At 72.0% G+C, this 24,879-nt stretch carries 22 protein-coding genes; 14 read left to right on the top strand and 8 right to left on the bottom strand.

All coding sequences use genetic code 11. The features are described from left to right. Positions 1-42: 42 nt before the first annotated feature. A complete protein-coding gene (locus QUY26_RS07255) occupies positions 43-822 on the top strand; it encodes an exodeoxyribonuclease III (protein ID WP_289944304.1) in 780 nt (259 codons plus the stop codon). Positions 823-1,095: 273 nt separating this feature from the next. Here QUY26_RS07255 and QUY26_RS07250 read toward each other — a convergent pair whose 3' ends face one another. Next, positions 1,096-2,907 carry an SGNH/GDSL hydrolase family protein gene (locus QUY26_RS07250; protein ID WP_289944303.1) on the bottom strand — a complete coding sequence of 604 codons (1,812 nt, stop codon included), beginning with the start codon at positions 2,905-2,907 and terminating at the stop codon, positions 1,096-1,098. Positions 2,908-3,240: 333 nt separating this feature from the next. On the opposite strand from QUY26_RS07250, the gene QUY26_RS07245 reads away from it, so the two are divergent. The 6 genes from QUY26_RS07245 (at position 3,241) to QUY26_RS07220 (ending at position 7,596) form a co-directional block, all read left to right on the top strand. Next, the gene (locus QUY26_RS07245; RefSeq protein WP_289944301.1) at positions 3,241-3,684 is read left to right on the top strand and encodes a DUF3093 family protein; all 444 of its coding nucleotides are present in this window, start codon (positions 3,241-3,243) and stop codon (positions 3,682-3,684) included. 137 nt (positions 3,685-3,821) lie between these two features. Next, positions 3,822-4,262: a DUF6278 family protein gene (locus QUY26_RS07240; RefSeq protein ID WP_289944300.1), complete on the top strand. Its 441-nt coding sequence runs from the start codon at positions 3,822-3,824 to the stop codon at positions 4,260-4,262. A 121-nt stretch (positions 4,263-4,383) separates the two neighbouring features. Then, positions 4,384-5,127 carry an amino acid ABC transporter ATP-binding protein gene (locus QUY26_RS07235; RefSeq protein ID WP_289944298.1) on the top strand — a complete coding sequence of 248 codons (744 nt, stop codon included), beginning with the start codon at positions 4,384-4,386 and terminating at the stop codon, positions 5,125-5,127. Positions 5,128-5,140: 13 nt separating this feature from the next. Continuing rightward, entirely contained in the window at positions 5,141-6,049 is a 909-nt protein-coding gene (locus tag QUY26_RS07230) for a glutamate ABC transporter substrate-binding protein (RefSeq protein WP_289944297.1), read from the top strand. A gap of 9 nt (positions 6,050-6,058) precedes the next feature. Beyond that, entirely contained in the window at positions 6,059-6,703 is a 645-nt protein-coding gene (locus QUY26_RS07225) for an amino acid ABC transporter permease (protein WP_289944296.1), read from the top strand. After that, positions 6,700-7,596 (top strand): amino acid ABC transporter permease, encoded by an 897-nt coding sequence (locus tag QUY26_RS07220; protein ID WP_030361851.1) that lies wholly within the window; start codon positions 6,700-6,702, stop codon positions 7,594-7,596. Before QUY26_RS07225 ends, QUY26_RS07220 begins: the two co-directional genes overlap by 4 nt. Positions 7,597-7,643: 47 nt before the next feature. On the opposite strand, the gene QUY26_RS07215 is transcribed toward QUY26_RS07220, so the two are convergent. The 3 genes from QUY26_RS07215 to QUY26_RS07205 form a co-directional block, all read right to left on the bottom strand. Further along, positions 7,644-9,239 (bottom strand): CocE/NonD family hydrolase, encoded by a 1,596-nt coding sequence (locus QUY26_RS07215; RefSeq protein WP_289944295.1) that lies wholly within the window; start codon positions 9,237-9,239, stop codon positions 7,644-7,646. A 117-nt stretch (positions 9,240-9,356) separates the two neighbouring features. Next, complete coding sequence (locus QUY26_RS07210; protein ID WP_436840282.1) at positions 9,357-10,568, bottom strand: Ig-like domain-containing protein; 1,212 nt, start codon at positions 10,566-10,568, stop codon at positions 9,357-9,359. Positions 10,569-10,756: 188 nt separating this feature from the next. Further along, positions 10,757-11,518 (bottom strand): hypothetical protein, encoded by a 762-nt coding sequence (locus QUY26_RS07205; RefSeq protein WP_289944294.1) that lies wholly within the window; start codon positions 11,516-11,518, stop codon positions 10,757-10,759. 104 nt (positions 11,519-11,622) lie between these two features. Here QUY26_RS07205 and ggt point away from each other — a divergent pair, with 104 nt between their 5' ends. Beyond that, positions 11,623-13,521, top strand: coding sequence for a gamma-glutamyltransferase (ggt, locus tag QUY26_RS07200; RefSeq protein ID WP_289944292.1), 1,899 nt, complete (start codon positions 11,623-11,625; stop codon positions 13,519-13,521). A 76-nt stretch (positions 13,522-13,597) separates the two neighbouring features. Here ggt and map read toward each other — a convergent pair whose 3' ends face one another. Beyond that, positions 13,598-14,365 (bottom strand): type I methionyl aminopeptidase, encoded by a 768-nt coding sequence (gene map, locus QUY26_RS07195; protein WP_289944291.1) that lies wholly within the window; start codon positions 14,363-14,365, stop codon positions 13,598-13,600. A gap of 49 nt (positions 14,366-14,414) precedes the next feature. Here map and QUY26_RS07190 point away from each other — a divergent pair, with 49 nt between their 5' ends. Then, complete coding sequence (locus tag QUY26_RS07190) at positions 14,415-14,666, top strand: helix-turn-helix domain-containing protein (protein WP_289944290.1); 252 nt, start codon at positions 14,415-14,417, stop codon at positions 14,664-14,666. A gap of 74 nt (positions 14,667-14,740) precedes the next feature. Here QUY26_RS07190 and QUY26_RS07185 read toward each other — a convergent pair whose 3' ends face one another. The 3 genes from QUY26_RS07185 to QUY26_RS07175 all read right to left on the bottom strand — a co-directional run bounded on the left by QUY26_RS07185 (position 14,741) and on the right by QUY26_RS07175 (position 17,951). Beyond that, positions 14,741-15,217, bottom strand: coding sequence for a MarR family winged helix-turn-helix transcriptional regulator (locus QUY26_RS07185; RefSeq protein ID WP_289944284.1), 477 nt, complete (start codon positions 15,215-15,217; stop codon positions 14,741-14,743). Next, entirely contained in the window at positions 15,214-16,656 is a 1,443-nt protein-coding gene (locus tag QUY26_RS07180; RefSeq protein WP_289944283.1) for an MFS transporter, read from the bottom strand. Before QUY26_RS07180 ends, QUY26_RS07185 begins: the two co-directional genes overlap by 4 nt. 62 nt (positions 16,657-16,718) lie before the next feature. Further along, entirely contained in the window at positions 16,719-17,951 is a 1,233-nt protein-coding gene (locus tag QUY26_RS07175; protein WP_289944282.1) for a Cmx/CmrA family chloramphenicol efflux MFS transporter, read from the bottom strand. A 472-nt stretch (positions 17,952-18,423) separates the two neighbouring features. Here QUY26_RS07175 and QUY26_RS07170 point away from each other — a divergent pair, with 472 nt between their 5' ends. From QUY26_RS07170 to QUY26_RS07150, 5 genes are all read left to right on the top strand, one after another. After that, positions 18,424-20,001 (top strand): hypothetical protein, encoded by a 1,578-nt coding sequence (locus tag QUY26_RS07170; RefSeq protein ID WP_289944281.1) that lies wholly within the window; start codon positions 18,424-18,426, stop codon positions 19,999-20,001. Between the two features lie 160 nt (positions 20,002-20,161). Continuing rightward, complete coding sequence (locus tag QUY26_RS07165) at positions 20,162-21,004, top strand: nitrilase-related carbon-nitrogen hydrolase (RefSeq protein WP_289944280.1); 843 nt, start codon at positions 20,162-20,164, stop codon at positions 21,002-21,004. Next, positions 21,001-22,284 (top strand): aspartate aminotransferase family protein, encoded by a 1,284-nt coding sequence (locus QUY26_RS07160; protein ID WP_289944278.1) that lies wholly within the window; start codon positions 21,001-21,003, stop codon positions 22,282-22,284. Before QUY26_RS07165 ends, QUY26_RS07160 begins: the two co-directional genes overlap by 4 nt. A gap of 82 nt (positions 22,285-22,366) precedes the next feature. Continuing rightward, positions 22,367-23,770: a dihydropyrimidinase gene (hydA, locus tag QUY26_RS07155; protein WP_289944277.1), complete on the top strand. Its 1,404-nt coding sequence runs from the start codon at positions 22,367-22,369 to the stop codon at positions 23,768-23,770. 48 nt (positions 23,771-23,818) lie between these two features. Continuing rightward, on the top strand, positions 23,819-24,835 hold the full coding sequence (locus QUY26_RS07150) for a TIGR03842 family LLM class F420-dependent oxidoreductase (protein ID WP_289944275.1): 1,017 nt from the start codon (positions 23,819-23,821) through the stop codon (positions 24,833-24,835). Positions 24,836-24,879 lie beyond the last annotated feature (44 nt).

Here is a 24,879-nt window from a genome sequence, read left to right as displayed (position 1 = left end):
GGGGAGCCGGGAGTGTCAGTGGCGGCGGGTAGGTTGTCTCCCATGCGGATTGCGACCTGGAACGTGAACTCGATCACCGCTCGTCTCCCCCGGCTCCTGGGCTGGCTGGAGAAGACGGGCACGGACGTGCTGTGCGTCCAGGAGACCAAGTGCACCGCGGAGCAGTTCCCCACCGAGGCCCTGAGCGAGCTGGGGTACGAGTCCGCGGTGAACGCCACGGGTAGGTGGAACGGCGTCGCGCTGATCTCCCGCGTCGGCCTCGCCGACGTCACCACGGGCCTGCCCGGCGGTCCCGACTACGACAGCGCGCAGGAGCCCCGCGCCGTCTCCGCCACCTGCGGCCCGGCCCGGGTCTGGTCGGTGTACGTGCCCAACGGCCGCGAGGTCGACCACGCCCACTACGTCTACAAGCTCGCCTGGTTCGAGGCCCTCAAGGCCGCCGTCGCCGAGGACGCGGCCGGGCCCCGCCCCTTCGCCGTCCTCGGTGACTTCAACGTCGCGCCGACCGACGACGACGTCTGGGACCCGGCCCTCTTCGAAGGCGCCACGCACGTCACCCCCGCCGAACGGGGCGCGCTCGCCGCGCTCCGCGAGACCGGCCTCACGGACATCGTCCCCCGGCCCCTCAAGTACGACCGCCCCTACACCTACTGGGACTACCGCCAGCTCGCCTTCCCCAAGAACAACGGCATGCGCATCGACCTCGTCTACGGCAACGAGCCCTTCGCCAAGGCGGTGTCCGACTCCTACGTCGACCGCGAGGAACGCAAGGGCAAGGGCGCGTCGGACCACGCGCCCGTGGTGGTCGACCTGGACCTGTGAGCCTTCCCCCACCCAGCCGGTCGGGTGTCCCGTGCGGGCGGGACGGTCCGCTGCCGATCGCGCTGCGCGCTCGTCCCCCATCGCCGGAGGGGCTTTTCCCCACCCGCCCGCCCCTCCTGGGGCTCCGCCCTGGCACTCCGCTCCTCAATCGCCGGGCGGGCTGGATTTTCCAGCCCGCCCGGCGATTGAGGACGAGGCGCGCAGCGCCGATCCGGGGTCCGGGGCGGAGCCCCGGTTTCGGGAAGGGGCGGGGCAGGGGAGCCCCCGGCAGGCCTACGGCACCAGCACCCCCAACGGCACCGACCCGGCCAGCGCAGCGAGCCCCGCATCGCCCGGATGGAGATGGTCCCCGCTGTCGTAGGCGGGCAGCATCCGCGCCGGACGGGCGGGATCACGCAGCACGGCGTCGAAGTCGAGGACGGCGTCGAAGTCGCCGCCGCCCCGCAGGTAGGAGTTGACCTTCACCCGCTCCGCGTCCACCGCGGCAGTGCACCGGGCCTCCCCCTCACAGGGCACGACGGTCGCAGCGACCACCCGCATCCCCCGCTCCCGCGCCCGCAGGGCGATCTCACGCAGCCCGGCGACGACGTCCGAGGCGGCCGCCCCGGCCCGCACGTCGTTGACGCCTTCGAAGACAACGAGGGTCCGCGCGGAGGTCTGGGCGAAGACGTCCCGGTCGAGGCGGTGCAGGGCGCTGACGCCACCGGTGTCGGTGGACACGCCGTCGCCGGGGTAGCGGTCGGTGAGGACGCGGTTCGCGGAGATGCCCTGGTTCAGGACGCCGTAGCGCGGCACCCCGGAACCGGGGCCCTGGTCGAGAAGGCGCCGGGCCAGCTCGTCGGGCCAGCGCCGGTCGGTGTCGGGCGTGGAGCCGACGCCGTCGGTGATGGAGTCGCCGAGCAGCACCACGGACCCGGGCCCGCCGCCGACGTCGACGCCGGTGAGCAGCGGCCAGGTCCGCAGCGTCGAGGTGTACGGGGCGCCGGAGCCGTCGGCCGTGTGGTCGCCGGGCCCGCTGACGTACGAGGTCTGGAGGGCCTGGCTGTGCACGGGCGCGGAGGCCACCGGGCCCGGCAGGTGGAAGCTGACGAGGAGATGCGCGTCCGAGGGCACCGCGAACCGCAGCGGATCGCTGAACACCTGCGCCCCGGCGGGAATCTCGGCACCGGTACGCCCGCCGAACCGCAGCGCCACCGGCTCCCCCCGGGCCCCGGCGCCCGCCGCCCGCACGGCGACCGTGGCGCTCCCGATCCGTACCGGCGCGGCCGCGAAGGTGTTGTCGAGCCGGATCCGGACCCGCGGCCCCCCGGCGCTGGTGTGCACCACGAGACGGACGGTCCGGTCCTGCCAGGGCCCCACCGCCGTCTGCCCGGCGGTCGAGGCCGCCCAGGTGCCCGTCCACCCCTTGGTCTCGCCCCGCACCGACACGGCGAAGACATGCAGGTCGGTGCCGGCGCCGGGGTCGCGGGGCAGGACCACGGAGGCCACCTCGCGCCCTCGGACGACCGGCACCGTGACCACGTACAGCCGGGCGCGCTCGGTGAGTTGGCCGCCGGGCGTGTTGATGTGGGGCAGGGCGACGGACTTGGTGGCGAGGGGGCCGCCGCGCCAGTCCGGGGCCGTCAGGCGGTAGGGGGTGCGCGAGCCGTCCCGGTAGCGCACGCTGCCCGTCCCGGTCGCGCTGCCGCCCGTGCCCGCGACCAGGAACGCGAGCGCGTCCCCGCGCCCGCGCACCCGCACCGACTGCCCGTCGGCCCGTACGTTGTCCGGCTCGCCCGCCGCCGTGTCCGGCCAGGTGACCCGGGCGCCGTCGACGCCGAGCGCCCGGCCGGGGGTCCAGCCGGCGGCGGCCAGGTCCCGCGCGGACAACGACGCTCCGGCCCCGTCGAAGTCGGCCCCGCCGGGCCGCGCGTCGTCACTGACGGCCCGGTTGTCGAACAGCCGCTCCAGGGGCAGCGGCCGGGAGTTCTTCGGCGAGGGCGAGCGCTGCGCCGCCTGCCCCGGCGCCGCCTCGGCGGCGGCCACCGGCGCGAGACCCGTGAGCAGGGCGAGTACGGCGGCGGCTCCCCAGATGCGTCTTCGCACGACGGATCCCTCCTACGACGTGGTGCACGGCGGACACGACGCGCACGACGCGCACACCACGAACTGATGGCGCCTCATGCGGCTGCTGACGACAGACGGTGCGTGATGAATCCGGCGGTGCGTGATGAAGCTGATGGTGCGTGATGAAACTAAGGAGCAGTCAGATGCCCGTCAATGAACGCGGCATGGCCACCGGCACACGATCCGGCCAAGGTCGCCCACCCGGGCCGGGCGGCGCCCCTCCCGACGTCCCGACCGCGGGCCGGGGTCGCGCGCCCCGTCCATGGGGCGGCCCCCTCACCCCGGCCCGTACGCCAGTGCCAGGATGGCCGCATGCACCTTTACGATGAGCGCCTGAGCGTCCCGGCCGTGTGGTGGTTCCTCGTCGTGCTCGCGGGCTGTCTCCTCGGCGGGCTGCTGCTGCCGTTCGGGCCCGTGGCCGCCGTGTTCGGCGTGCTCCTCGTCGTCGGCGTCCTCGGCCCGCTGGTCCACCGCTACGGCTCGGCCCGCATCGTCGTGACGCCCGGCACGCTCGTCGTGGGCGACCGGGTCATCCCGATCGACGACCTCGGCGGCACGGAGATCCTCGACGCGGGCGAGGCCTTCGAGTGGCGCACGTACAAGGCGAACGCCTACGCCCTGCTCCTGCTGCGCGCCTACGTCCCCACGGCGCTGCGCGTCGAGCTGCGGGGCCCGCACCACACCGCGCCCTACCTCTACCTCTCCACCCGCCGCCCGATGAACCTGGCCACGATCCTGGCCTTCACCCGTCGCTGACGCTCCTGGTTCCGTCGATTCCACTCATTCCGTGATCAACTGCCGCAAGATACATTCCTTTGAAGCGCAGATCCGCCGTCCGGCCGCCCCGGCCCGTCCGGGGAGGCCGCCCCGGGCACCCCACGGAGAGGCCGGTCATGAACATTCCGTTCTTGGACAAATGGCGCAAGCGGCATCCGGGCGAGCCGGGGCTGCGGCTCGCGGCCGCCTTCGAGGACGACCCGGTCGGTGTGGGCGAACTGCTGGCCGAGTGCGAGCTGCTGCGCTCGCAGGCGGGCGGAGCCGGCCTCGAACTCGATGACTCCCCGGCGTCCCTGGCCGCCCTGGACCAGCTGCCGCCGCGCTGGCGCGACGACGCGGAGACGCTGCCCTGGCTCGGCAACGACGCGGGCCTGTATCTGGGCACGGTGATCGTGCGGACCGTGCCGGGCGCGGTCTGGCAGGTCCTTCCGGGGGGCACCCCGGTGGTGCGCCTGGTGTCCGGGCGGGAGATCGACGTGGTCGCCGCGGGGCTCGACTGGGCGGTCCAGGGGACCCCCGAGTTGTCTCAGGTGTACGCGGAGGCGTCCGAGACGTAGCCGCCAGGAAACATAGCCTCAAATACGGTTAATGCCCATAAGTGCGTGTCGTCCAGTAAGTCCCGTTTTCGCGTGGATAGTTTGCGCTGACCGACACCGCGATGAGTGGGCAGGTCTGGGCATGGCCGTCGATCCGTTGATCGAGCTGCGTGATGTGAACAAGTACTACGGAGAGCTGCATGTCCTCCAGGACATCGACCTCACCGTCGGCAAGGGGGAGGTGGTCGTGGTCATCGGCCCTTCGGGGTCGGGAAAATCAACGCTCTGCCGGACGATCAACCGTCTCGAGACCATTCAGTCGGGCCGGATCAGCCTCGACGGACAGCCGCTGCCCGAGGAGGGCAAGGAGCTGGCGCGGCTGCGCTCCGAAGTGGGCATGGTCTTTCAGTCGTTCAACCTCTTCGCGCACAAGACCGTGCTGCAGAACGTCTCCATGGGCCAGGTGAAGGTCAGGGGCCGCAAGAAGGACGAGGCGGACCAGCGCTCCCGTGAGCTGCTCGAACGCGTCGGCCTCAGCGCGCACGCCGACAAGTACCCGGCGCAGCTCTCCGGCGGCCAGCAGCAGCGCGTGGCCATCGCCCGCGCGCTGGCCATGGACCCCAAGGTCATGCTCTTCGACGAGCCGACGTCGGCCCTCGACCCGGAGATGATCAACGAGGTCCTCGAAGTCATGCAGCAGCTCGCCAGGGACGGCATGACCATGGTCGTCGTCACCCACGAGATGGGCTTCGCCCGCTCGGCCGCCAACCGCGTGGTCTTCATGGCCGACGGCCGCATCGTCGAGGACCGGGCCCCCGAGGACTTCTTCACCCACCCGGAGAGCGAACGCGCCAAGGACTTCCTCTCCAAGATCCTCAAGCACTGACGGGGGGCTGAGCATGCTCCGTACGACACGTCTGTTCGCCGCGCTCGTCCTCACCGCCCTGGCCACCGCCGCCTGCGGCAAGGAGGGCAGCCCCCCGACCAAGGGCCCCGCGGCCGGTGAGCTGCCGAAGTACCAGGTGGCCAAGGGCTTCGAGCTGACGAAGTCCGGCACCTGGCGCAAGGCCAAGAGCCGCGGCCGCTTCGTCGTGGGCGCCAAGGAGGACCAGCCCTACCTCGGCGAGAAGGACCCGGCGACCGGCAGGTACTCGGGCTTCGACATCGAGATCGCCAAGATGGTCTCGGCCTCCCTCGGCCTCGACCCCGCGAGGATCTCCTTCAAGACGATCGCCTCCGCCAACCGCGAGACCGCCCTGCAGAACGGGCAGATCGACTACTACGTCGGCACCTACACCATCAACGACCTCCGCAAGAAGCTCGTCGGCTTCGCGGGCCCCTACTACATGGCCGGGCAGGGCCTGCTCGTGCGGCACGACGAGGACGACATCAAGGGCCCCGAGGACCTGAACGGCAAGCGCGTGTGCTCCGCCGCGGGCTCCACGCCGTACCAGCGCATCAAGCAGGACTACCCGAAGGCGACGCTCGTCGCGTACGACACGTACTCCGTGTGTGTCGACAATCTGCTGACCTATCAGGTCGACGCCGTCACCACCGACGACGCGATCCTCATCGGGTACGCGGCCAAGGTGCCCGACGAACTCAAGCTGGTCGGCAAGCCGTTCTCGAAGGAGCCCTACGGCATCGGGGTGCCGCGCGGCGACACCACGCTGCGGTTCGCCGTCGACGACGCCCTCGCCGCCCGGGAGAAGGACGGCGACTGGAAGAAGGCGTACGACGCGACCCTCGGGCTCTCCGGCGTCCCGGCGCCGAAGCCGCCCGCCATCGACCGCTACCCGGCGAGCTGAGGAGGCGTCGTGGACGTACTGACAGACAACTTCTCCACGTTCGGGGACGGCTTCCTCGGCACCGTGGAACTCACCGTGTACGCCTCGCTGCTCGCGCTCGCGCTCGGGTTCGTGATGGCCTCGTTCCGGGTCGCCCCCGTCGGGTCGTTCCGGGTGTTCGGGGCCGTGTGGGTGGCCGTCCTGCGGAACACGCCGCTGACGCTGCTGTTCTTCGCGGTGCTGCTGGGCCTGCCGCGGTTCGGACTCGTGCTGCCCTTCAAGGTGTTCGCGGTGCTCGCGCTCGGCTGCTACACCTCGGCGTTCATCTGCGAGGCGCTGCGCTCGGGCATCAACACCGTGCCCAAGGGGCAGGGCGAGGCGGCCCGCAGCCTCGGCATGACCTTCAGTCAGACGCTGTCCGCGGTGGTGCTCCCGCAGGCGTTCCGCTCGGTCATCCCGCCGGTCGGCTCCACGCTCATCGCGCTCGCCAAGAACTCCGCCATCGCCGGGGCGTTCAGCGTCACCGAACTGCTCGGCAGCTACAAGACCCTCAGCGAACTCGGCTACAGCATCATCTGGACCTTCGTCTGGATCGCCCTCGGCTACCTGATCATCACCCTCGCCATCAGCGCCGTCTTCAACGTCCTCGAGAAGCGCTGGGGAGTCGCCCGATGACCACCACCGCCCACGCTCCCGAAGCCACCGCGCTCTACGACATCCCGGGCCCGCGGACCCGCCGCAGACACCTCGTCTACGGCGTCGTCTCCACCGCCGTGATCGTCGCGCTCGTCGGCTGGATCCTGTATCTGCTGTTCGACACCGACCAGTTCACCGCCACCAAGTGGACGCCGTTCGAGTACAAGGGCATCCAGGAACTGCTGCTGCGCGGGCTCGGCAACACGCTGAAGGCCTTCGCGATCGCCGCCGTGCTCTCGCTCGCCCTCGGTGGGCTGCTCGCCACCGGACGGCTCTCGGACCACCGCCCTGTGCGCTGGGTCGCCACGCTCCTGGTGGAGTTCTTCCGGGCCATGCCCGTGCTCGTGATGATCTTCTTCGTCTTCGTGGCGCTGAAGGTCCAGCCGCTGCCGGCGCTGGTCGCCGGGCTCACGCTCTACAACGGTTCCGTGCTCGCCGAGGTGTTCCGCTCCGGCGTCAACTCGGTCGAGCGCGGCCAGAGGGAGGCAGCCTACGCGCTGGGGATGAGAAAGACCCAGGTCATGTCGTACGTCCTGGTGCCGCAGGCGGTGCGGGCCATGTTGCCCGCCATCATCAGCCAGTTGGTCGTGGCCCTGAAGGACACCTCACTCGGCTATCTGATCACCTATGAGGAGTTCCTCCACGCCGGGAAGCTGATCGCGTCGAATCTCGACTACGATTTGCCTTTCATCCCCGTGGTCATGGTGATCTCACCGATCTACATCGGGATGTGCATGCTGCTTTCGTGGTTCGCCTACTGGGTGTCCAAGCGTCAGCAGCGCAGTCCCAAGACAGAGGCCGTGGATGTCGCCCCGGCTGAACCAGGGACGCTGCTGCCGGGCGGGGGTCCCCCCAGGGCCCCCGGCCCCTGACGGGAGCAGCAGCTGGAGGGCCAGGCCCGCCCGGCAGCAGCCGGAGATCACTGCTCGCGCAGGGGGACCGACACGTACGACGGGTCGGTTCCGGGCGAGGAGAAGGTCAGCTGCGCGCCGGACGGGTTGTGCTCGACATAGAGCGGGTCGACCGTGTCGACGACCAGGGCGAGCCGGTGCCCCGCCGGGACGTCGTAGGCCGTGGAGAACAGCTCCAGGTCGACGGCGAACGGCTTGCCCGGGGTCTTGCCGTGGAAGGTGTACGGCGCGTTGCTGACCAGCTTGCCGAGGCCGAGCGGGCCCACGTCGTAGAGGTACGCGACGAGGGTTCCGCTCTCCTTGGTGCTGGTCACCGTCGTGTGCAGCTTCGCGGTGCCGCGCACCCGCTGTTCCCGCGGTGCCCGCTCGGACTGCCAGACCGCCGCGTACCGGCGCGGCAGCAGCGGCATCGACGCCACCGGCGGCAGCTTCAGGAACTGGTCGAGGGTGTTGGACAGCATCACGATGCCGCCGTTGGCGCCGGAGTCGACGTTCGCGCGGATCGTGGTGGAGCCCGAGAGGGCGATCTTCTTGCTGGTCGCGCCGACCGACTTCCAGTCCGGGTAGCCCTCGTAGCCGCCCGTGGACCGCGACTTGAGCTGGACCGGCTGCTCCCGGTCGATGCCGTTCTTCTCGCCCTTGAGGTAGTGGTCGAACCAGCGCTCGGTGGTCGTCCAGGTGTCGTTGGGCAGGCCGAGCAGGCCGGTGGCCTCGGCGGTGGCGTGGTCGCCGGGGCGGAACTCCAGGCGCTTGGGGCCCGTCAGCTTCTCGTAGAAGCTCGCGTACTGGTTGGGCGGGAAGATGGTGTCGCCCCAGGCGTTGGCGAGGAGGATCGCGGCGCCGTTCTTGTTGAGGCGGTCCAGGTAGGTCGCGGGGGAGCGCTTGCTGCCCCACGCGATCATCTCGTCCTCGCTGTCGAGGTTCGAGCCGAGGAAGTCCTTGAGGATGCGCTTCAGTTCGGCGCTGGGGCGTCCGGTGAGGTGGCCCGCGCCGCCGAGCAGGGCGCCCGCCTGGGCGTGCTGGGTGCGGCCGCTGTAGATGGACTCGACCAGATCGCCCCAGCCGCTGAGCGCGCCGACCGCCTTGACGCGCTTGTCGTGGGCAGCGGCGAGGAGGCTGATGCCCGCGCCGTAACTGACGCCCGCCATGCCGACCTTGCCGGGGTCGGTGGGGGTGTTCCTCAGCGTCCAGTCGATGACCTTGGAGGCGTCGGCGATGTCCTCGGGGCCGCCGACCTCGATCTCGCCGCCGGACTGCCAGAAGCCGCGGGAGTTGTAGCTGACGACGACGTACCCGGCGGCGGCGAGCTTCTTGGCCTGGGCGATGTATTCGATCTGCGGCATGGCCCAGCTGGTGGGCAGCACGATCGCGGGGTACGAGCTGTCCGCCGTCGCGCCCGCGGGCGTGACGACGTTGGCCTTGAGGACGGTGCCGCCGTCGCCGGGGATGTCGACGAAGCGCACGCTCGCGGTGGCCGCCGCGGCGGGGCGTTCGGCGGGTGCGGCCTGGGCCGCGGGCGCAAGCCCGAAGGCGGCGCCCGCGATCAGGGCGGCGGAGACGGCCCCCGCGGTCGTGGACCGCAGGGACTGGTGGGGGTCTCGCACGGGTCACTCCTCACTTGTTGAAAGTGCAAAGTGACCGAACGGTAACCGTGGTTCTTTACCCGGGGTAACCCGTCGGTAAGTTACGCCCGGGTAACGATTGTTGACGTGGATGTCACCTCAAGAGGCGGACTTCAGCGCGCTCTTGGCCTGCCAGTCGGCCCAGGAGAGGTTCCACTCGCCGTAGCCGTTGCCCGGGTCCGGCGTGCCCTTGGAGCCGGAGCCCGTGACCTCGAACGGGTCGCCGACCTGGACCTGGCCGTACAGCCAGGAGGCGTCGGAGGTGCTCATGCCGACGCAGCCGGAGCTGTGGTTGGTGTTGCCGAAGTACGCGGCGTTCCAGGGCGCGGCGTGCGCGTACATGCCCGACCAGGTCAGCCGCATCGAGTAGTCGACCATCTTGTCGTAGGCGTCACCGAGGCCGACGGTCTCGGAGCGCATGTTGATCGTGCCCTCCTTGGCCATCAGGACCGACGTGCCGCCCCAGGACGCCTTCTCGCCGCCGGGGGTGCCCGCCGACATCGGAACCCGCTTGACGGCCTTGCCGTCCCGCGTCAGCGTCGCCGTCTTGCTGTCCAGGTCCACCTTGACGACCTGGTTCCTGCCGACGGTCACCGCGGTGTCGTAGTCCCGCACGAACCAGCCGCCGTCCGCACCCGAGTCGACGCCGTTGAGCTGGGCGTCCAGCTCCACCTTCGTGCCGGACTTCCAGTACTCCTTCGGGCGCCAGTCGACGCGGTCCTTGCCGTCGTAGTTCTTGATCCAGCCCCAGGACCCGGTGGTGTCGTTCGACGTGCTGACCTTGAGGTGCTTCTCCACCTCGGCCTTGTTCCTGACGGGGTTGTCGAAGACGATCGACAGGGGCTGCGCCACGCCGACGGTCTTGAGGCTGCTGCCCGGCGTGATCGTGACCTTGTTGACCTTCTCGGGCGGGGCCGTCTTGAAGGACCTCGTCGTCCGACCGCCCTGGTCGGTGGTGGCCCGCAGGGTGTAGCTGGTGCCGGGCGCGGCGTTGCGCGCCGAGGTCCAGCTGCGGCCGTCGGCGGCGACCTTGCCCGCGAGCTTCGTGCCCTCGGCGTCGGCGACGGCGACGTCCTTCAGCTTGACGTCCTCGGTGGCCAGCTTCACGGTCACGGGGGCGCCCGCCTTGGCCTGGCCGCCGGTGAGGTTCACGGAGACCTTCGGCTTGACGGCCTCGGCGTCGTCGGAGCCGGAGCCGCCGTCCGAGCAGGCGGACAGGGTGGCCGCCAGGGCCGCGACGCCCGCGACGGCGGCGTGGCGGGGGCGTATGGAGCGTCGGCGCTGCGCCGGGCTCAGGGACCGGGACCTCAAGGGAACGTACCTCCGTGCGGATGTTGACTGCCTGCCCGGAGTGAGAGTGCGCGAGGTCCGCTCTGGTTGCCCGTTGCCCGGAAATTGCCGACTACGTCATAGAGGCGTTATTCGCGGCATACGTTCTGTGGGGGCGCGCTCACATGCCGCTCATGCGGGGGCCCGTCCGCGCGTCGCCGGCGCGCCGGTCACTTGGCGCGGTGGGAGTTGCGCGGGGCCGGGGCGGGGGCCGGGATGGGCTCCTGGGCGGGGCGGGTCACGTCCGCGACGAGCTCGACCACGTCCGGTCCGTACGCCTGCGAGTTCACGACCTTCAGGAGCAGCGCGAAGGAGTGGTTGCCGTGCTTGCGGGCGAGGCGTTCGTGGTGGCGGGCCAGATAGCGGGTCGCGGCCTGGTTGGTGATGGCGCGCTGGCCGCAGAAGAGGAAGACGGGCCGCGCCGCCGGCGCCTGCCCCGCGGTCAGGCGGGCCAGGATGACGTACTCGGTCCTGCCGCCCTCCATGCGGTAGCGCTCGGAGCCGATCTGGAAGGCGCCCCGGTCCGGGCCCGGCTCCGGGTCGGTGTTGACGCGCACGCCGGGCAGCAGCGAGTGCATGTGCGCGGCCATGCGGCGGTGGACCGCCGGGTTGCCGACGCAGAACTCGGTGCGCTCGCCGAAGCCCTGCTGGGCGGCGTCGTGCGCGACGATCTGGGCGTGCCCGCCGCACTCCTTGATCAGCGCGGCCAGTTCGAGCAGCGAGAACACGTCGTGCCGCGTCACGAGCAGCTCCGGGCCGCTCACCTCACGGTTGACCACGAGCAGCGACTCGGCGTTCGCGGGCAGCCCGAAGAACGCCTGCTTGCGGCGGAGCCTGCGCTTCCACAGCTGTGAACGCAGCAGCCAGCCCAAGGTGGCACCGAGCGCGGCCGCGAGCAGGCCGAGGACGAGATAGCGCACGTCTTGAGTCATGGGGGCGCATGCTAGCGGCCATTCGGAGCCTCGTTCGAAGAGCCCATGGCGGGGCGGGAAGACCGAAGTTACGCTGCGCAGACGGCTGTTGACTGGAGGTACGAATGCGGCGCGGTCTCGTACGGAATCTGACCCTATGTGCGGTCGGCGGGGTATTGGTGACGGTCGGTGCGGCGGCGCCCCCTTCGCCTTCGCGCTCAGCGCAACCGGGCACGAGCGCCGAATCGGCCACCGCGGCCGAACCCGGCGCAAGACCGGTATCGGTCACTACGGCCCGAACGGGCCCTTCGGGTGCCACCACCCCGGAGAAGACCCCCGTGGCCGTCGGCCACGGCGGCGCGGTCGCGAGCGTCGACCAGGACGCGTCCGCCGCCGGCATCGAGGTCCTGAAGAAGGGCGGCAACGCCGTGGACGCGGCGGTCGCCACGGCCGCGGCCCTCGGCGTCAGCGAGCCGTACTCCGCGGGCATCGGCGGCGGCGGATACTTCGTGTACTACGACGCGAAGTCCCGCACGGTGCGCTCCCTGGACGGCCGCGAGACCGCGCCGCGCACAGCGGACTCCGAGCTGTTCCTGGAGAACGGCAAGCCGCTGCCGTTCGCCGACGCCGTCACCAGCGGTCTGGCCGTGGGTACCCCCGGCACGCCCGCCACCTGGCAGGAGGCGCTCGACTCCTGGGGCAGCAAGTCGCTGGGCACGGTCCTGAAGCCCGCCGAGCGCCTGGCCCGGCACGGCTTCACCGTCGATGAGACCTTCCGCTCCCAGACCGCCTCGAACCAGGCGCGGTTCGCGGACTTCCCCGACACCGCGCGCCTCTTCCTGCCCGGCGGGAAGCTGCCCGTCGTCGGCTCGACCTTCAAGAACCCCGACCTCGCGCGGACGTACGCGGAGCTGGCGGACAAGGGCCTGGGAACGCTGTACCGCGGCAGGCTCGGCCGTGACCTGGTCCGCACCGTCAACAAGCCGCCCGTGGACCCGGAATCCGGGCGCAACGCCCGCCCCGGCGACCTGTCCATGAAGGACCTGCGCGACTACGAGGTCAAGCGCCGCACCCCCACCAGGACGTCCTACCGCGGCCTCGGCGTCTACTCCATGGCGCCGTCCTCATCCGGCGGCACCACCGTCGGCGAGGCCCTGAACATCCTGGAGCGCACCGACCTCTCCAAGGCCACCCGCACGCGCTATCTGCACCGCTTCATCGAGGCGAGCCGCATCGCGTTCGCCGACCGGGGGCGCTGGGTCGGCGACCCGGCCTTCGAGGACGTACCGAAGAAGGAACTCCTCTCGCAGAAGTACGCGGACTCCCGTGCCTGCCTGATCAAGGACGACGCCGTCCTCAAGAGCCCGCTCGCGCCCGGCGACCCGCGCAACCCCGTGCCCTGCCGCGCCGGGGACAAGGCGGCTCCGACGACGTACGAGGGGGAGAACACCACGCATCTGACGGCGGCCGACAAGTGGGGCAACGTCGTCGCGTACACCCTGACCATCGAGCAGACCGGCGGCAGCGGGATCACCGTGCCCGGACGCGGCTTCCTGCTCAACAACGAGCTGACCGACTTCTCCTTCGCGCCCGCCAACCCGGCCGTGCACGACCCGAACCTGCCCGGGCCCGGCAAGCGCCCGCGCTCGTCGCTCTCGCCGACCATCGTCCTGGACCGCCACGACCGGCCGGTCGTCGCGCTCGGCTCGCCCGGCGGCGCGACCATCATCACGACCGTCCTGCAGACCCTGACCGGTTTCCTCGACCGGGGCCTGCCCCTGGTCGACGCCATCGCGGCGCCGCGCGCCAGCCAGCGCAACGCCGCCACGACGGAGCTCGAACCGGGCCTGTGGAACAGCGAGACCCGGCGCGAGCTGGAGGCGATCGGCCATGCCTTCCGGCGGAACCCGGAGATCGGCGCCGCGACCGGCGTGCAGCGGCTCGCGGGCGGGCGGTGGCTCGCGGCGGCCGAGAAGGAGCGCAGGGGCGGCGGGTCGGCGATGGTGGTGAAGCCGCGGCGGTAGTTCCGTCCGTGTGACGTCCGAGGTGCGAAGAGGTCGGTACCGCTCCGGTTCCCGGGCGGTAGCGACCTCTTCGTACTCACAGGGCCGTCAGGATGCGCGGGCCCGCGTCCGTGATCGCCACCGTGTGCTCCACGTGGGCCGCGCGGCTGCCGTCGTTCGTCCGCAGGGTCCAGCCGTCCGGCGCGGCGTGGTAGCCGTCCGTGCCGCCGGCGATCAGCATCGGCTCGATGGCGAGCACCATGCCGTGCCGCAGCGGCATGCCGCGGCCCGGCCGCCCTTCGTTCGGCACCCCGGGGTCCTCGTGCATGCTCCGTCCCACGCCGTGGCCGCCGAAGCCGTCCGGGATGCCGTACCCACCCGCGCGGCAGACCGTGCCGACCGCGTGCGCGATGTCGCCGATGCGGTTGCCCACGACGGCCGCGGCGATGCCCGCCTCCAGGGCCCGCTCGGCGGTCCCGATGAGCATCACGTCCTCGGGGCGCGGGGCGCCGACGATGAAGCTGATGGCCGAATCGCCCACCCAGCCGTCGAGGCTGGCGCCGAAGTCCGCGGAGACCAGGTCGCCGTCCCGCAGGCGATAGCCGTCCGGGATGCCGTGCACGATCGCGTCGTTCACCGACGTGATGAGCGTGGCGGGGAAGGGGACCGGAGCGAACGCCGGGTGGTAGTTCAGGAACGGTGACGTGGCGCCCGCGTCCTTCAGGACCTGGTGCGCCACGTCGTCCAGGTCCCGGAGCACCACGCCGACGGCCGCCGCCTCGCGCACCGCCGTCAGGGCGCGCGCGACCACGCGCCCCGCCTCCCGCATCGCCGCGATGGACGTGTCTGTCTTGAGTTCGACCATGCCAATTACTATACCGGTATTTGAATGGGGTCCGGGGTATGCTGAGTCCATGGTGCGCACCCCACTGACCCCCGAAGAGCGCGAACGCGGCGAGCGGCTCGGTCACCTGCTGCGCGCGGCGCGCGGTGAGCGGAGCATGGCGGAGGTGGCCGCGTGCGCCGGGATCTCGGCGGAGACCCTCCGCAAGATCGAGACCGGGCGGGCGCCGACACCCGCCTTCTTCACCGTCGCGGCCCTCGCGGTGGCCCTGGAGCTCTCGATGGACGACGTGGCCCGGAGCTGCGCGCTGATTCCCGCCTGAGGTCGCTCGGGCGCGGTTCGGTCGAGGCTGAGGGTGCCGCGGCGCCGCGGTGTCCCGATGCTGCGCGGTCGAGGTCAGCCGAGCAGTTTCGTCACCACGCGGTCGAGGGCCTCGATCTCCGCGCGGTCCAGGGCGAGCAGGTCGGCCGGCGGCGCGGAGAGGATCGTGGCGGCGCGGGCGGCGGCCGCCTCGCCCTCGGCGGTCAGGCGGACGAGCTTGGCGCGCCGGTCGACCGGGTGCGGGACGCGCTCGGCGAAGCCGCGCCGCACGAGGTCGTCGACGATCACGGTGGTGTACGGCGGGTCGGCGCCGAGCCGCTGCGCCAACTCCCGCAGCGTGAGCGGGCCGGGGGCGATCCGGCGCAGGGCGCGGATGCGGCTGAAGCTCATGCCGAGCGCGTCGGCGACCTCCTTGCGGCGGTTGTGGCGGTCCATCAGGAGGGTGTTGAGGCCCTGCCAGGCTCGTGTGGCCGCCTGCATGGTGGCGTCGTCCACCGGGGCGCCGGCGTCGTCCGCCCGCCGGTCCGTGTCGTCGCCCGGGCGTTCCGTCAAGTCCTCACCGTCGCTCTGGTCTCCTCGGCGGCCAACCGCTCCGCGGCGAGCCGGGCCGTGGACTGAGCCCAGCGGCCAGAGGTGAGCGTACCCAGCAGCAGGATCGCCCCGCCGCACCCGGCGATGATCCACCAGGCCGTCCGGCTCGCCCGGAGGAAGTCCGCCGTGCCCGGGTGCCCCCCGGCCGCCATGAGCGCGCCGACGACCGCCACGCCGAGCGACTGGCCGAACTGGCGGCAGGCCGAGGCCACCGCGGCGGCCACGCCGGACTGCGCGCGCGGCATCGCGGAGACGGCGGTGTGGGAGATCGGGGCGGTGACCATCCCGAAGCCGACGCCGAACAGCGCGTAGGCGCAGAACAGCGGCACCGCCGAGAGGTGTCCCGAAGAGCTCAGCGCCTGCACGACGGCGCTCGCGCACAGTGCGGTCCCGGCCGTCACCAGGGGCACGCGGGAGCCCCGGGCCGCGAGGATCCGCCCGGACAGCGGCGCGGCGACCAGCGCCGCGAGGGCCATGGGCAGCATGAACAGACCGGCGTGCAGCGGGTCGAGCCCCCGTGCGTTCTGCAGGTACAGGGAGCTGAGGAAGAGGAAGCCGCCCAGCGCGAAGAACGCGGCGACCGCGATGACGGTGGCGCCCGCGAACGGAACGGAACGGAAGAACCGCAGGTCGATGAGGGGGTCGGCGCGCCGGGGCTCGTACCGCAGCAAGCCGAGCAGCGCGCACAGCGCCGCGCCCGCGCACCCGGCGACGAGCGGTGACGTCCAGCCCCTGACCGGCGACTCGATGATCGCGTACGTCACCGTGGCGAGCAGGACGACGACCAGGGCCTGTCCGACCGGGTCGGCGCGGCGGGGGCGCTCGGCGCGGGACTCCGGCACGTACCGCCGGGTCAGGAGGAGCGCGGCCAGGCCGATGGGCACGTTGATCCAGAAGATCGCCCGCCAGCCGGCCGCCTCCACGAGCGCGCCGCCGATGATCGGCCCCGCGGCCATGCTGATCCCGACGACGCCGCTCCACACGCCGATCGCGCGGGCCCGCTCGCGGGAGTCGGGGAAGGCGTCGCTGATGATCGACAGGGCCACGGGGTTGAGCATCGAGCCGCCGACCGCCTGGAGCACGCGCGCCGCGACCAGCCAGCCGAGGCTCGGGGCCGCGCTGCACAGCAGCGAGGCCGTGGTGAAGACCGTCAGGCCGACCCGGAAGACCCGCCTGCGGCCCACCCTGTCGGCGAGCGAGCCCGAGAACATCAGCAGGCTCGCCAGGACGAGGGTGTAGCCGTCGACCGTCCACTGCAGCCCGGTCAGGGGGCTGTCCAGGTCTTCCTGGAGGGACGGAAGGGCGACGTTCAGAGCGGTGACGTCGAGGCTGACGATCAACAGGCTCGGGCAGCAGACGGCTAGGACCGACCAGCGTCCGCGCGGGGTGAGGCGGGTCACGAACACCCCCAAGAAGTAGTTGTGTCGCTATAATCATTACAACGACACAACTAAATCCACACCTACGCGTCCAGGGAGGCCTTCCGGCCTTGTCCGCGCGGTCGCACCAGCAGCGCCGCCCCCGCCGTCACGAGCGCCGACGCCACGAGCAGGGCGCCGACCCACACGGGGGAGCGGTAGCCGAAGCCCGCGGCGATGGCCCTTCCGCCCGCCCAAGGGCCCACCGCCGCACCCAAGTTGAAGGCCGCCGTGGCGAAGCCGCCCGCGAGCGTCGGCGCCCCCGTCGCCGCGTACAGCGCCTGCGAGATCAGGGTGGAGCCGACCGCGAACGACAACATCCCCTGGGTGAAGGCGAGGGCGACCGCCGCCACCGGGTTGCCCGCCGTGAGCGCGAACACCACCCAGCCCGCGAGCAGCGCCACCGCGCCGCCCGTCAGGAGCGGCAGCGGACGCGTGTCGGCGAGCCGCCCGCCGAGCGCGACCCCGACCGACGAGCCGAGCCCGAACAGGGCGAGCAGCCCGGGCACCCACGCGTCGTCGATGCCGGACACGTGCGTGGCCAGCGGTTCTAGGTACGTGAAGACGCAGAACGTGGCGCCGTTGACGAGCGCGCCGAGCAGCAGTGTCACCAGGAGCCCGGGGGAGCGCAGGGCGCGCAGCTCGGCGCGGGCTCCGGTGGGTGCCGCGGAGGATGCGGTGCGGGCTCCGGTGGGTGCCGCTGAGGATGCGGTGCGGGGCGTGGCTCCCGGCTCGGACGGCGGCACGGCCCGGGCGACGGCGACGACGGCGGGCACCGAGATCAGCGCCACCGCCCAGAACGCGGCGCGCCAGCCGCACAGTTGGCCGAGGAGCGCGCCGCCCGGCACGCCCACCACGCAGGCGAGCGTGGTGCCGCCGAGCAGGATCGAGGTGGCGCGGCCCTTGGCGTCCGGCGCGACCAGGCTCGTCGCGGTGGTGAGCGCCACGGCGAGGAAACCGGCGTTCGCCAGCGCGCCGACGAAGCGGGTGGCGAGCAGCACGCCGTAGCTGGTGGTCAGGGCGCCCACCACGTGCACGAGCAGAAACGTGACCAGGGAGCCGAGGAGCGCGCGGCGGCGCGGCCAGCGCAGGCTCAACACCGCCATCAGGGGTGCTCCCACGATCATTCCGACGGCGAACGCCGAGGTCAGCGCACCGGCGGCCGGGACCGACACCGCCATGTCGGCGGCGATGTCCGACACCAGGCCGGACAGCATGAACTCGGACGTGCCCTGGGCGAACACGGCGAGACCGAGCAGATGGAGGACGAATGGCACAGCGAGACTCCGCAACCACTGAGAGGATCGACGAGGCCCGCGGGCAGCCCTCGACGGCGCGGCGCGGCACGCCGAGGGCGGCGCCGACGCCGCGCGGTTGCCGCGCGGGCGGGAAAGAGGTGGGGAAGCAGTCCGTGACGACGGCACTGCGGCGATCCCGTGGCGAAGGGGCCGCGGAGCGACACGGGGCGTCGTACCGGAGAACGGCACGGCGTCGGTGTCGCTGCCACGCGGCAGCGAGGAACTCGCGGGCTCAGGAACTCAGGGAGTCCGTGGAGCAGCCACCGGAACGCCGGTGGCTAGCGTCTGCTGGCCTCGGGACTGGACATGTGCGCAGACTAACCACGTCTGTCGCCGCACGTCCAAGTAATTAATGAAGCCTTCGGAAAACCGCGTGTAGCCGTCCCGTAACCCAACTGGTGTTATCTTCCGGACCGGCAGACTCCAGTCTCCCAGGGGGCGGTGCCCGACCATGGCAGTGGGACAACTCCCGGACGAGATCCGGGAGTTCGCAAAGTACTTGAACGACCTTCTGGCCCGGATCGACCGGGACGGCGGGTGGTGCGGGGTGTTCCTGGCCCGCGACCCCGACGGCATGCGGGCCTGCCTGGAGGGCGCCGAGGTGCCGCCCTGGGACGTGGTGCAGGCGCTGCTCCACGACCTCGCGGCCGACTTCGGGGTGGGCGTCGCGCACGCCGAGACGGCACGGGCGCGGGCCCTGCACGCGGCGTCGGTGGCCGCGCACGACGGCCGGCCCGGGGCGCGCGAACTCCTCAGCGACCGGCTCGACCTGATGCTCCAGGAGCAGCGGTTCGCCCAGGAACGGCAGCAGGAACTCGCGCGCGCCCTCGCCGTCGCCCCCACGGCCGACGAAGTGGACCGCATCCACCTGGACCTGGCCTGGGTGCGCGACGACCACGAACGCGCCGCCGCGCGCTGCGGGGAGCTGCGTGCGCGCCTCGACCGCCTCGACCGGGTGAACGCACCGCAGTGGGTGGACTTCGGGGGACCTCAATCCACCGGATCCGACCCCCGCCCCGCCGAGTACGACTCCGGCGCCACCGAGTACGACTCCGGCCCCGCCGAGTACGACCCCGGCCCCGCCGAGTACGACCCCGGCGCCCCGCTGCCCGCCCCGCCCTCCGCCGCTGAAGAGCACCCCCGCCCCGACGGCCGCCCCCACGAGGTCGCCCCCGCCCCGGACGAGCACGGCCAGGCCGACCCGCCCGGCCCCGCCGCGCGCGTCCCCCAGCAGGCCGGCCCCCGCCGCCCCCGGGGCGCCCGCTTCGCCGGGTTCGGCGGGCTCGACGCCGACGAGGCGGACGGGGTGGGTCCCGTCGCCGTCCCCACGGCAAACGCCGCGCCCGCCGACGCCGGGACGCCCCGCGGCGCGCGCTACGCCCAGGCCATGGACGCCGCGCCGCGCGCCCCGAGGCGGTCCAGGTCCGCGGACCGGGCCGCCGCCGACCGCGCGGCGGCCGAGGCGCGCGCCGCCGACACGCACCTCGCGGACGAGCACCTCGTCCACGAGCGCGTCACCGTCGACGCCGTGCAGGCCCTGCTCCGGCTGCGGGGCGAGGGCCGCAGCGGCGAGGCGCACGGCGTCCTCGTCGAGGCGGCGGGGTGGCCCGCGGTCAGGCTCCCGCTGTTCGCGGAGGAGCTGCACCACGCGGGCCTCGCCGCCGACTGGGCGACGCTGCTGTGGGAGGCCGCGTCGCTGCCGCCCGACCGGCTCGTGGCCGTCGCGGACGCGCTCGCGGGCGCGGGGCGCGCCGAGGACTGCCGCAAGTTGCTGCGCCAGGGCGTGGCCCGGCCCGCCCCGGAGATCGCCGAGTCCCTGATCGCGCTCGCCGACGCGGGGCGCACCCGTGAGGCCCGGGCGCTGCTCGACGCGTTCGTCCGGGTCCGCAGCGCCGAGGACGTCGCGGCCTGCGCGCACACCGACCCGCCCCGGCTCATCCCGCAGCTCCTGGAGGCCGCGAAGGCGGCGTCGGACGAGCGCCACTGGGACCTCGTGCACGCCTTGCGCGTCGCGGGCTTCGCGACCTGAGCCACCCGGTCCGTCACCCGCCCGGGTGCGAAACATGATCGACTCCGCCGCGTTACGACGATGGTCTTGGCAAGGCCGTCGATGGGGCTTACGTTCGTCTGTCTACGCAAGAAGTCTACGGGCGTAGAGGCTCTCTGACGTCCCGTCGAAGGAGCAGCTCATGGCCAATGTCGTACGCGCCGCACTGGTCCAGGCGACCTGGACAGGCGACACCGAATCCATGATCGCCAAGCATGAGGAGCACGCCCGCGAAGCCGCTCGGCAGGGCGCGAAGGTCATCGGTTTCCAAGAGGTCTTCAACGCTCCATACTTCTGCCAGGTCCAGGAGAAGGAGCACTACCGCTGGGCCGAGCCGGTGCCGGACGGGCCCACCGTGCGCCGCATGCAGGACCTGGCGCGCGAGACCGGCATGGTGATCGTCGTGCCGGTCTTCGAGGTCGAGCAGGCCGGCTTCTACTACAACACCGCCGCGGTGATCGACGCCGACGGCAGCTACCTGGGCAAGTACCGCAAGCACCACATCCCCCAAGTCAAGGGATTCTGGGAGAAGTTCTACTTCAGGCCGGGCAACATCGGCTGGCCCGTCTTCGACACCGCCGTCGGCCGCGTCGGCGTCTACATCTGCTACGACCGCCACTTCCCGGAGGGCTGGCGCCAGTTGGGCCTCAACGGCGCCCAGCTCGTCTACAACCCGTCGGCCACCTCCCGCGGTCTGTCCGCGTACTTGTGGCAGCTGGAGCAGCCCGCGGCGGCCGTCGCCAACGAGTACTTCATCGCCGCCATCAACCGCGTCGGCCAGGAGGAGTACGGCGACAACGACTTCTACGGCACGAGTTACTTCGTCGACCCGCGCGGGCAGTTCGTCGGCGAGACGGCGAGCGACAAGGCGGAGGAACTCGTCGTGCGCGACCTCGACTTCGGCCTGATCGACGAGGTCCGCGAACAGTGGGCGTTCTACCGGGACCGCCGCCCGGACGCGTACGAAGGGCTGGTCACGCCGTGAAGGACCTCTACGCCAGGCACCGGGCCGTCCTGCCGGACTGGCTCGCGCTCTACTACGACGAGCCGATCGAGCTGACCCACGGCGAGGGCCGCCACGTCTGGGACGCCGCCGGACGGCGCTACCTCGACTTCTTCGGCGGCATCCTCACCACCATGACCGCGCACGCGCTGCCCGACGTCACCAAGGCCGTCGCCGAGCAGGCCGGCCGGATCATCCACAGCTCCACGCTCTACCTGAACCGCCCGATGGTCGACCTCGCCGAGCGGATCGCGGCCCTGTCCGGCATCCCCGACGCCCGCGTGTTCTTCACGACGTCGGGCACCGAGGCCAACGACACGGCGCTGCTCCTGGCCACCGCGCACCGCCGCTCCAACCAGATCCTGGCGATGCGCAACAGCTACCACGGCCGCTCCTTCACCACGGTCGGCATCACCGGCAACCAGTCCTGGTCGCCCACGAGCCTGTCGCCGTTGCAGACGCTGTACGTCCACGGAGGAGTCCGCTCCCGCGGACCCTACGCCGCCCTCGACGACGCCGAGTTCACCGCGGCGTGCGTCGCGGACCTGCGGGACATGCTCGGCCAGTCCCGCGGCGGCGTCGCCGCGCTCATCGCCGAGCCGGTGCAGGGCGTCGGCGGCTTCACCTCGCCGCCCGACGGCCTCTACGCCGCCTTCCGCGAGGTCCTCGCCGAGCACGGCATCCTGTGGATCGCCGACGAGGTGCAGACCGGCTGGGGCCGCACCGGCGACCACTTCTGGGGCTGGCAGGCGCACGCCGCCGCCGGGCCGCCGGACCTGCTCACGTTCGCCAAGGGCATCGGCAACGGCATGTCCATCGGCGGCGTCGTCGGACGCGCGGAGATCATGAACTCCCTGGACGCCAACTCCATCTCCACCTTCGGCGGCTCGCCCGTCACCATGGCCGCGGGCCTCGCCAACCTCTCCTACCTCCTGGAACACGACCTCCAGGGCAACGCGCGCCGGGTCGGCGGCCTGCTCATCGAACGGCTGCGGGCCATCTGCGCCCAGCTCCCCGTGGTCCGTGAGGTGCGCGGCCGGGGCCTGATGATCGGCATCGAGCTGGTCAGGCCCGGCACCGACGAGGCGTACCCGCAGGCGGCCGCGGCCGTCCTGGAGGCGGCCCGCGAGGGCGGCCTGCTCATCGGCAAGGGCGGCGGGCACAGCACCAGCGTGCTGCGCGTCGCCCCGCCCCTGTCGCTGACCGTCGCCGAGGCCGAGGAGGGCGCCGCGATCCTGGAGCGGGCCCTGCGGAGCGTCTAGCGCCCCGCCCCGTGCGCGGGCACGCCCCGTGTCCGCGCACCGCACTCGCGTACCCCGTACGTACGAAAGGGAGCGCACCACCATGAGCACCCGCACCCTGATCCGCGGCGGTCTGGTCATCACCGCCGCCGAGGAGCTGCACGCCGACGTCCTGATCGAGGACGGCCGGATCGCGGCGCTCGCCGCGCGCGGCACGCAGGCCGCAGCGGCCTGGAGCGCGGACCGCGTCATCGACGCGAGCGAGAAGTACGTCATCCCGGGCGGCGTCGACGCGCACACCCACATGGAGCTGCCGTTCGGCGGCACCTTCGCGTCGGACTCCTTCGAGACCGGCACCCGCGCGGCCGCCTGGGGCGGTACCACCACCATCGTCGACTTCGCCGTCCAGACCGTCGGCCGGGCACTGCGCGAGGGCCTGGACGCCTGGTACGCGAAGGCCGACGGCAAGTGCGCCATCGACTACGCCTTCCACATGATCCTGTCCGACGTCAACGACCGGACGCTGAAGGAGATGGACCTGCTCGTGGAGGAGGGCATCACCTCCTTCAAGCTCTTCATGGCCTACCCCGGCGTGTTCTACAGCGACGACGGGCAGATCCTGCGCGCCATGCAGCGCTCCGCCGCCAACGGCGGGCTGATCATGATGCACGCCGAGAACGGCATCGCCATCGACGTCCTGGTGGAGCAGGCTCTCCAGCGCGGCGAGACCGACCCCCGCTACCACGGCGAGGTCAGGAAGGTCCTCCTGGAGGCCGAGGCCACCCACCGCGCCATCCAGCTCGCCCGGGTCGCGGGCGCCCCGCTGTACGTCGTGCACGTCTCCGCCGAGGAGGCCGTCGCGGAGCTGGCGGCCGCGCGGGACAAGGGGCTCGACGTCTTCGGCGAGACCTGCCCACAGTATCTGTTCCTGTCCACCGACAACCTCGCCGAGCCGGACTTCGAGGGCGCCAAGTACGTCTGCTCGACGCCCCTTCGGCCTCGCGAGCACCAGGCGGCGCTGTGGCGGGGCCTCAGGACCAACGACCTCCAGGTGGTCTCCACCGACCACTGCCCGTTCTGCTTCACCGGCCAGAAGGAGCTGGGCCGCGGCGACTTCTCGAAGATCCCCAACGGCCTTCCCGGCGTCGAGAACCGCATGGACCTGCTGCACCAGGCCGTTGTCGACGGGCACCTCACCCGCCGCCGCTGGATCGAGATCGCCTGCGCGACGCCGGCCCGCATGTTCGGGCTCTACCCGAAGAAGGGCACCATCGCCCCCGGCGCGGACGCCGACGTCGTCGTCTACGACCCCGCCGCGACCCAGGTGATCTCCGCCGAGACCCACCACATGAACGTCGACTACTCCGCGTACGAGGGAAGGCAGGTCACCGGCCGCGTCGAGACCGTCCTGTCGCGCGGTGAACTCGTCATCGACCAGCGGGAGTTCACCGGTCGCGCCGGACACGGCCTGTACACCCCGCGCGCCACCTGCCAGTACCTGGGCTGAGCTGCGGCCCGCGCCGGTCACTCACCTGAACCAGCAAGGAGGTCCCTCGTGGATTTCGGACTCGTCCTGCAGACCGACCCGCCCGCGTCCGCCGTGGTCGACCTGATGCGCCGCGCCGAGGGGTGCGGCTTCCGCTACGGCTGGACGTTCGACTCGGCGGTCCTGTGGCAGGAGCCGTTCGTGATCTACAGCCGGATCCTGGAGCACACCGAACACCTGACGGTCGGCCCCATGGTGACCAACCCGGGCACCAGGACCTGGGAGGTCACCGCCTCCACGTTCGCCACGCTCAACGACATGTACGGCAACCGCACCGTGTGCGGCATCGGCCGCGGCGACTCGGCGATGCGGGTCGCGGGCCGCAAGCCCAACACCCTGGCCCGCCTCGGCGAGTGCATCGACGTCGTCCGTGACCTCGCCGAGGGCCGCGAGGCCGACGTCGGCGGTCAGACCCTGCGCATCCCGTGGGTGCGCGACGGCCGGCTGCCGGTCTGGATGGCCGCGTACGGCCCCAAGGCGCTCGCCCTCGCCGGGCAGAAGGCCGACGGGTTCATCCTCCAGCTCGCCGACCCGTTCCTGACCGAGTGGATGGTCAAGGCGGTGCGGGCCGCGGCCGAGGCGGCGGGACGCGATCCGGCGGCGGTGAAGATCTGTGTGGCGGCGCCCGCCTACCTCACGGACGACGACTCGCCCGAGGCGCTCGCGCACGCCCGGGACGAGTGCCGGTGGTTCGGCGGCATGGTCGGCAACCACGTGGCCGACCTGGTGTCGAAGTACGGGGAGCACTCGGGCCTGGTGCCCGAGGCGCTGACCGACTACATCAAGGCCCGCGAGGGGTACGACTACGCCCACCACGGCCGTGCGGGCAACCCCGACACCGCCTTCGTGCCCGACGAGATCGTGGACCGCTTCTGCGTCATCGGCACCGCCGGCCGGCACCGGCGGAAGCTGGAGCAGTTGCGGGACCTCGGCGTCGACCAGTTCGCGGTGTACGCGATGCACGACGCCCGCGAGAAGGTCATCGACGGCTACGGCGAGACGGTGATTCCCGCCCTCGGGGCGTAGCCGCGCGGAGGAGACCGGCGCGCAGACGGACGCCGTCGTCCGCC

Origin of the sequence: Streptomyces flavofungini (assembly GCF_030388665.1) — a bacterium.
Lineage (GTDB): Bacteria > Actinomycetota > Actinomycetes > Streptomycetales > Streptomycetaceae > Streptomyces > Streptomyces flavofungini_A.
This window is presented reverse-complemented; position numbering and strand designations above follow the sequence as displayed.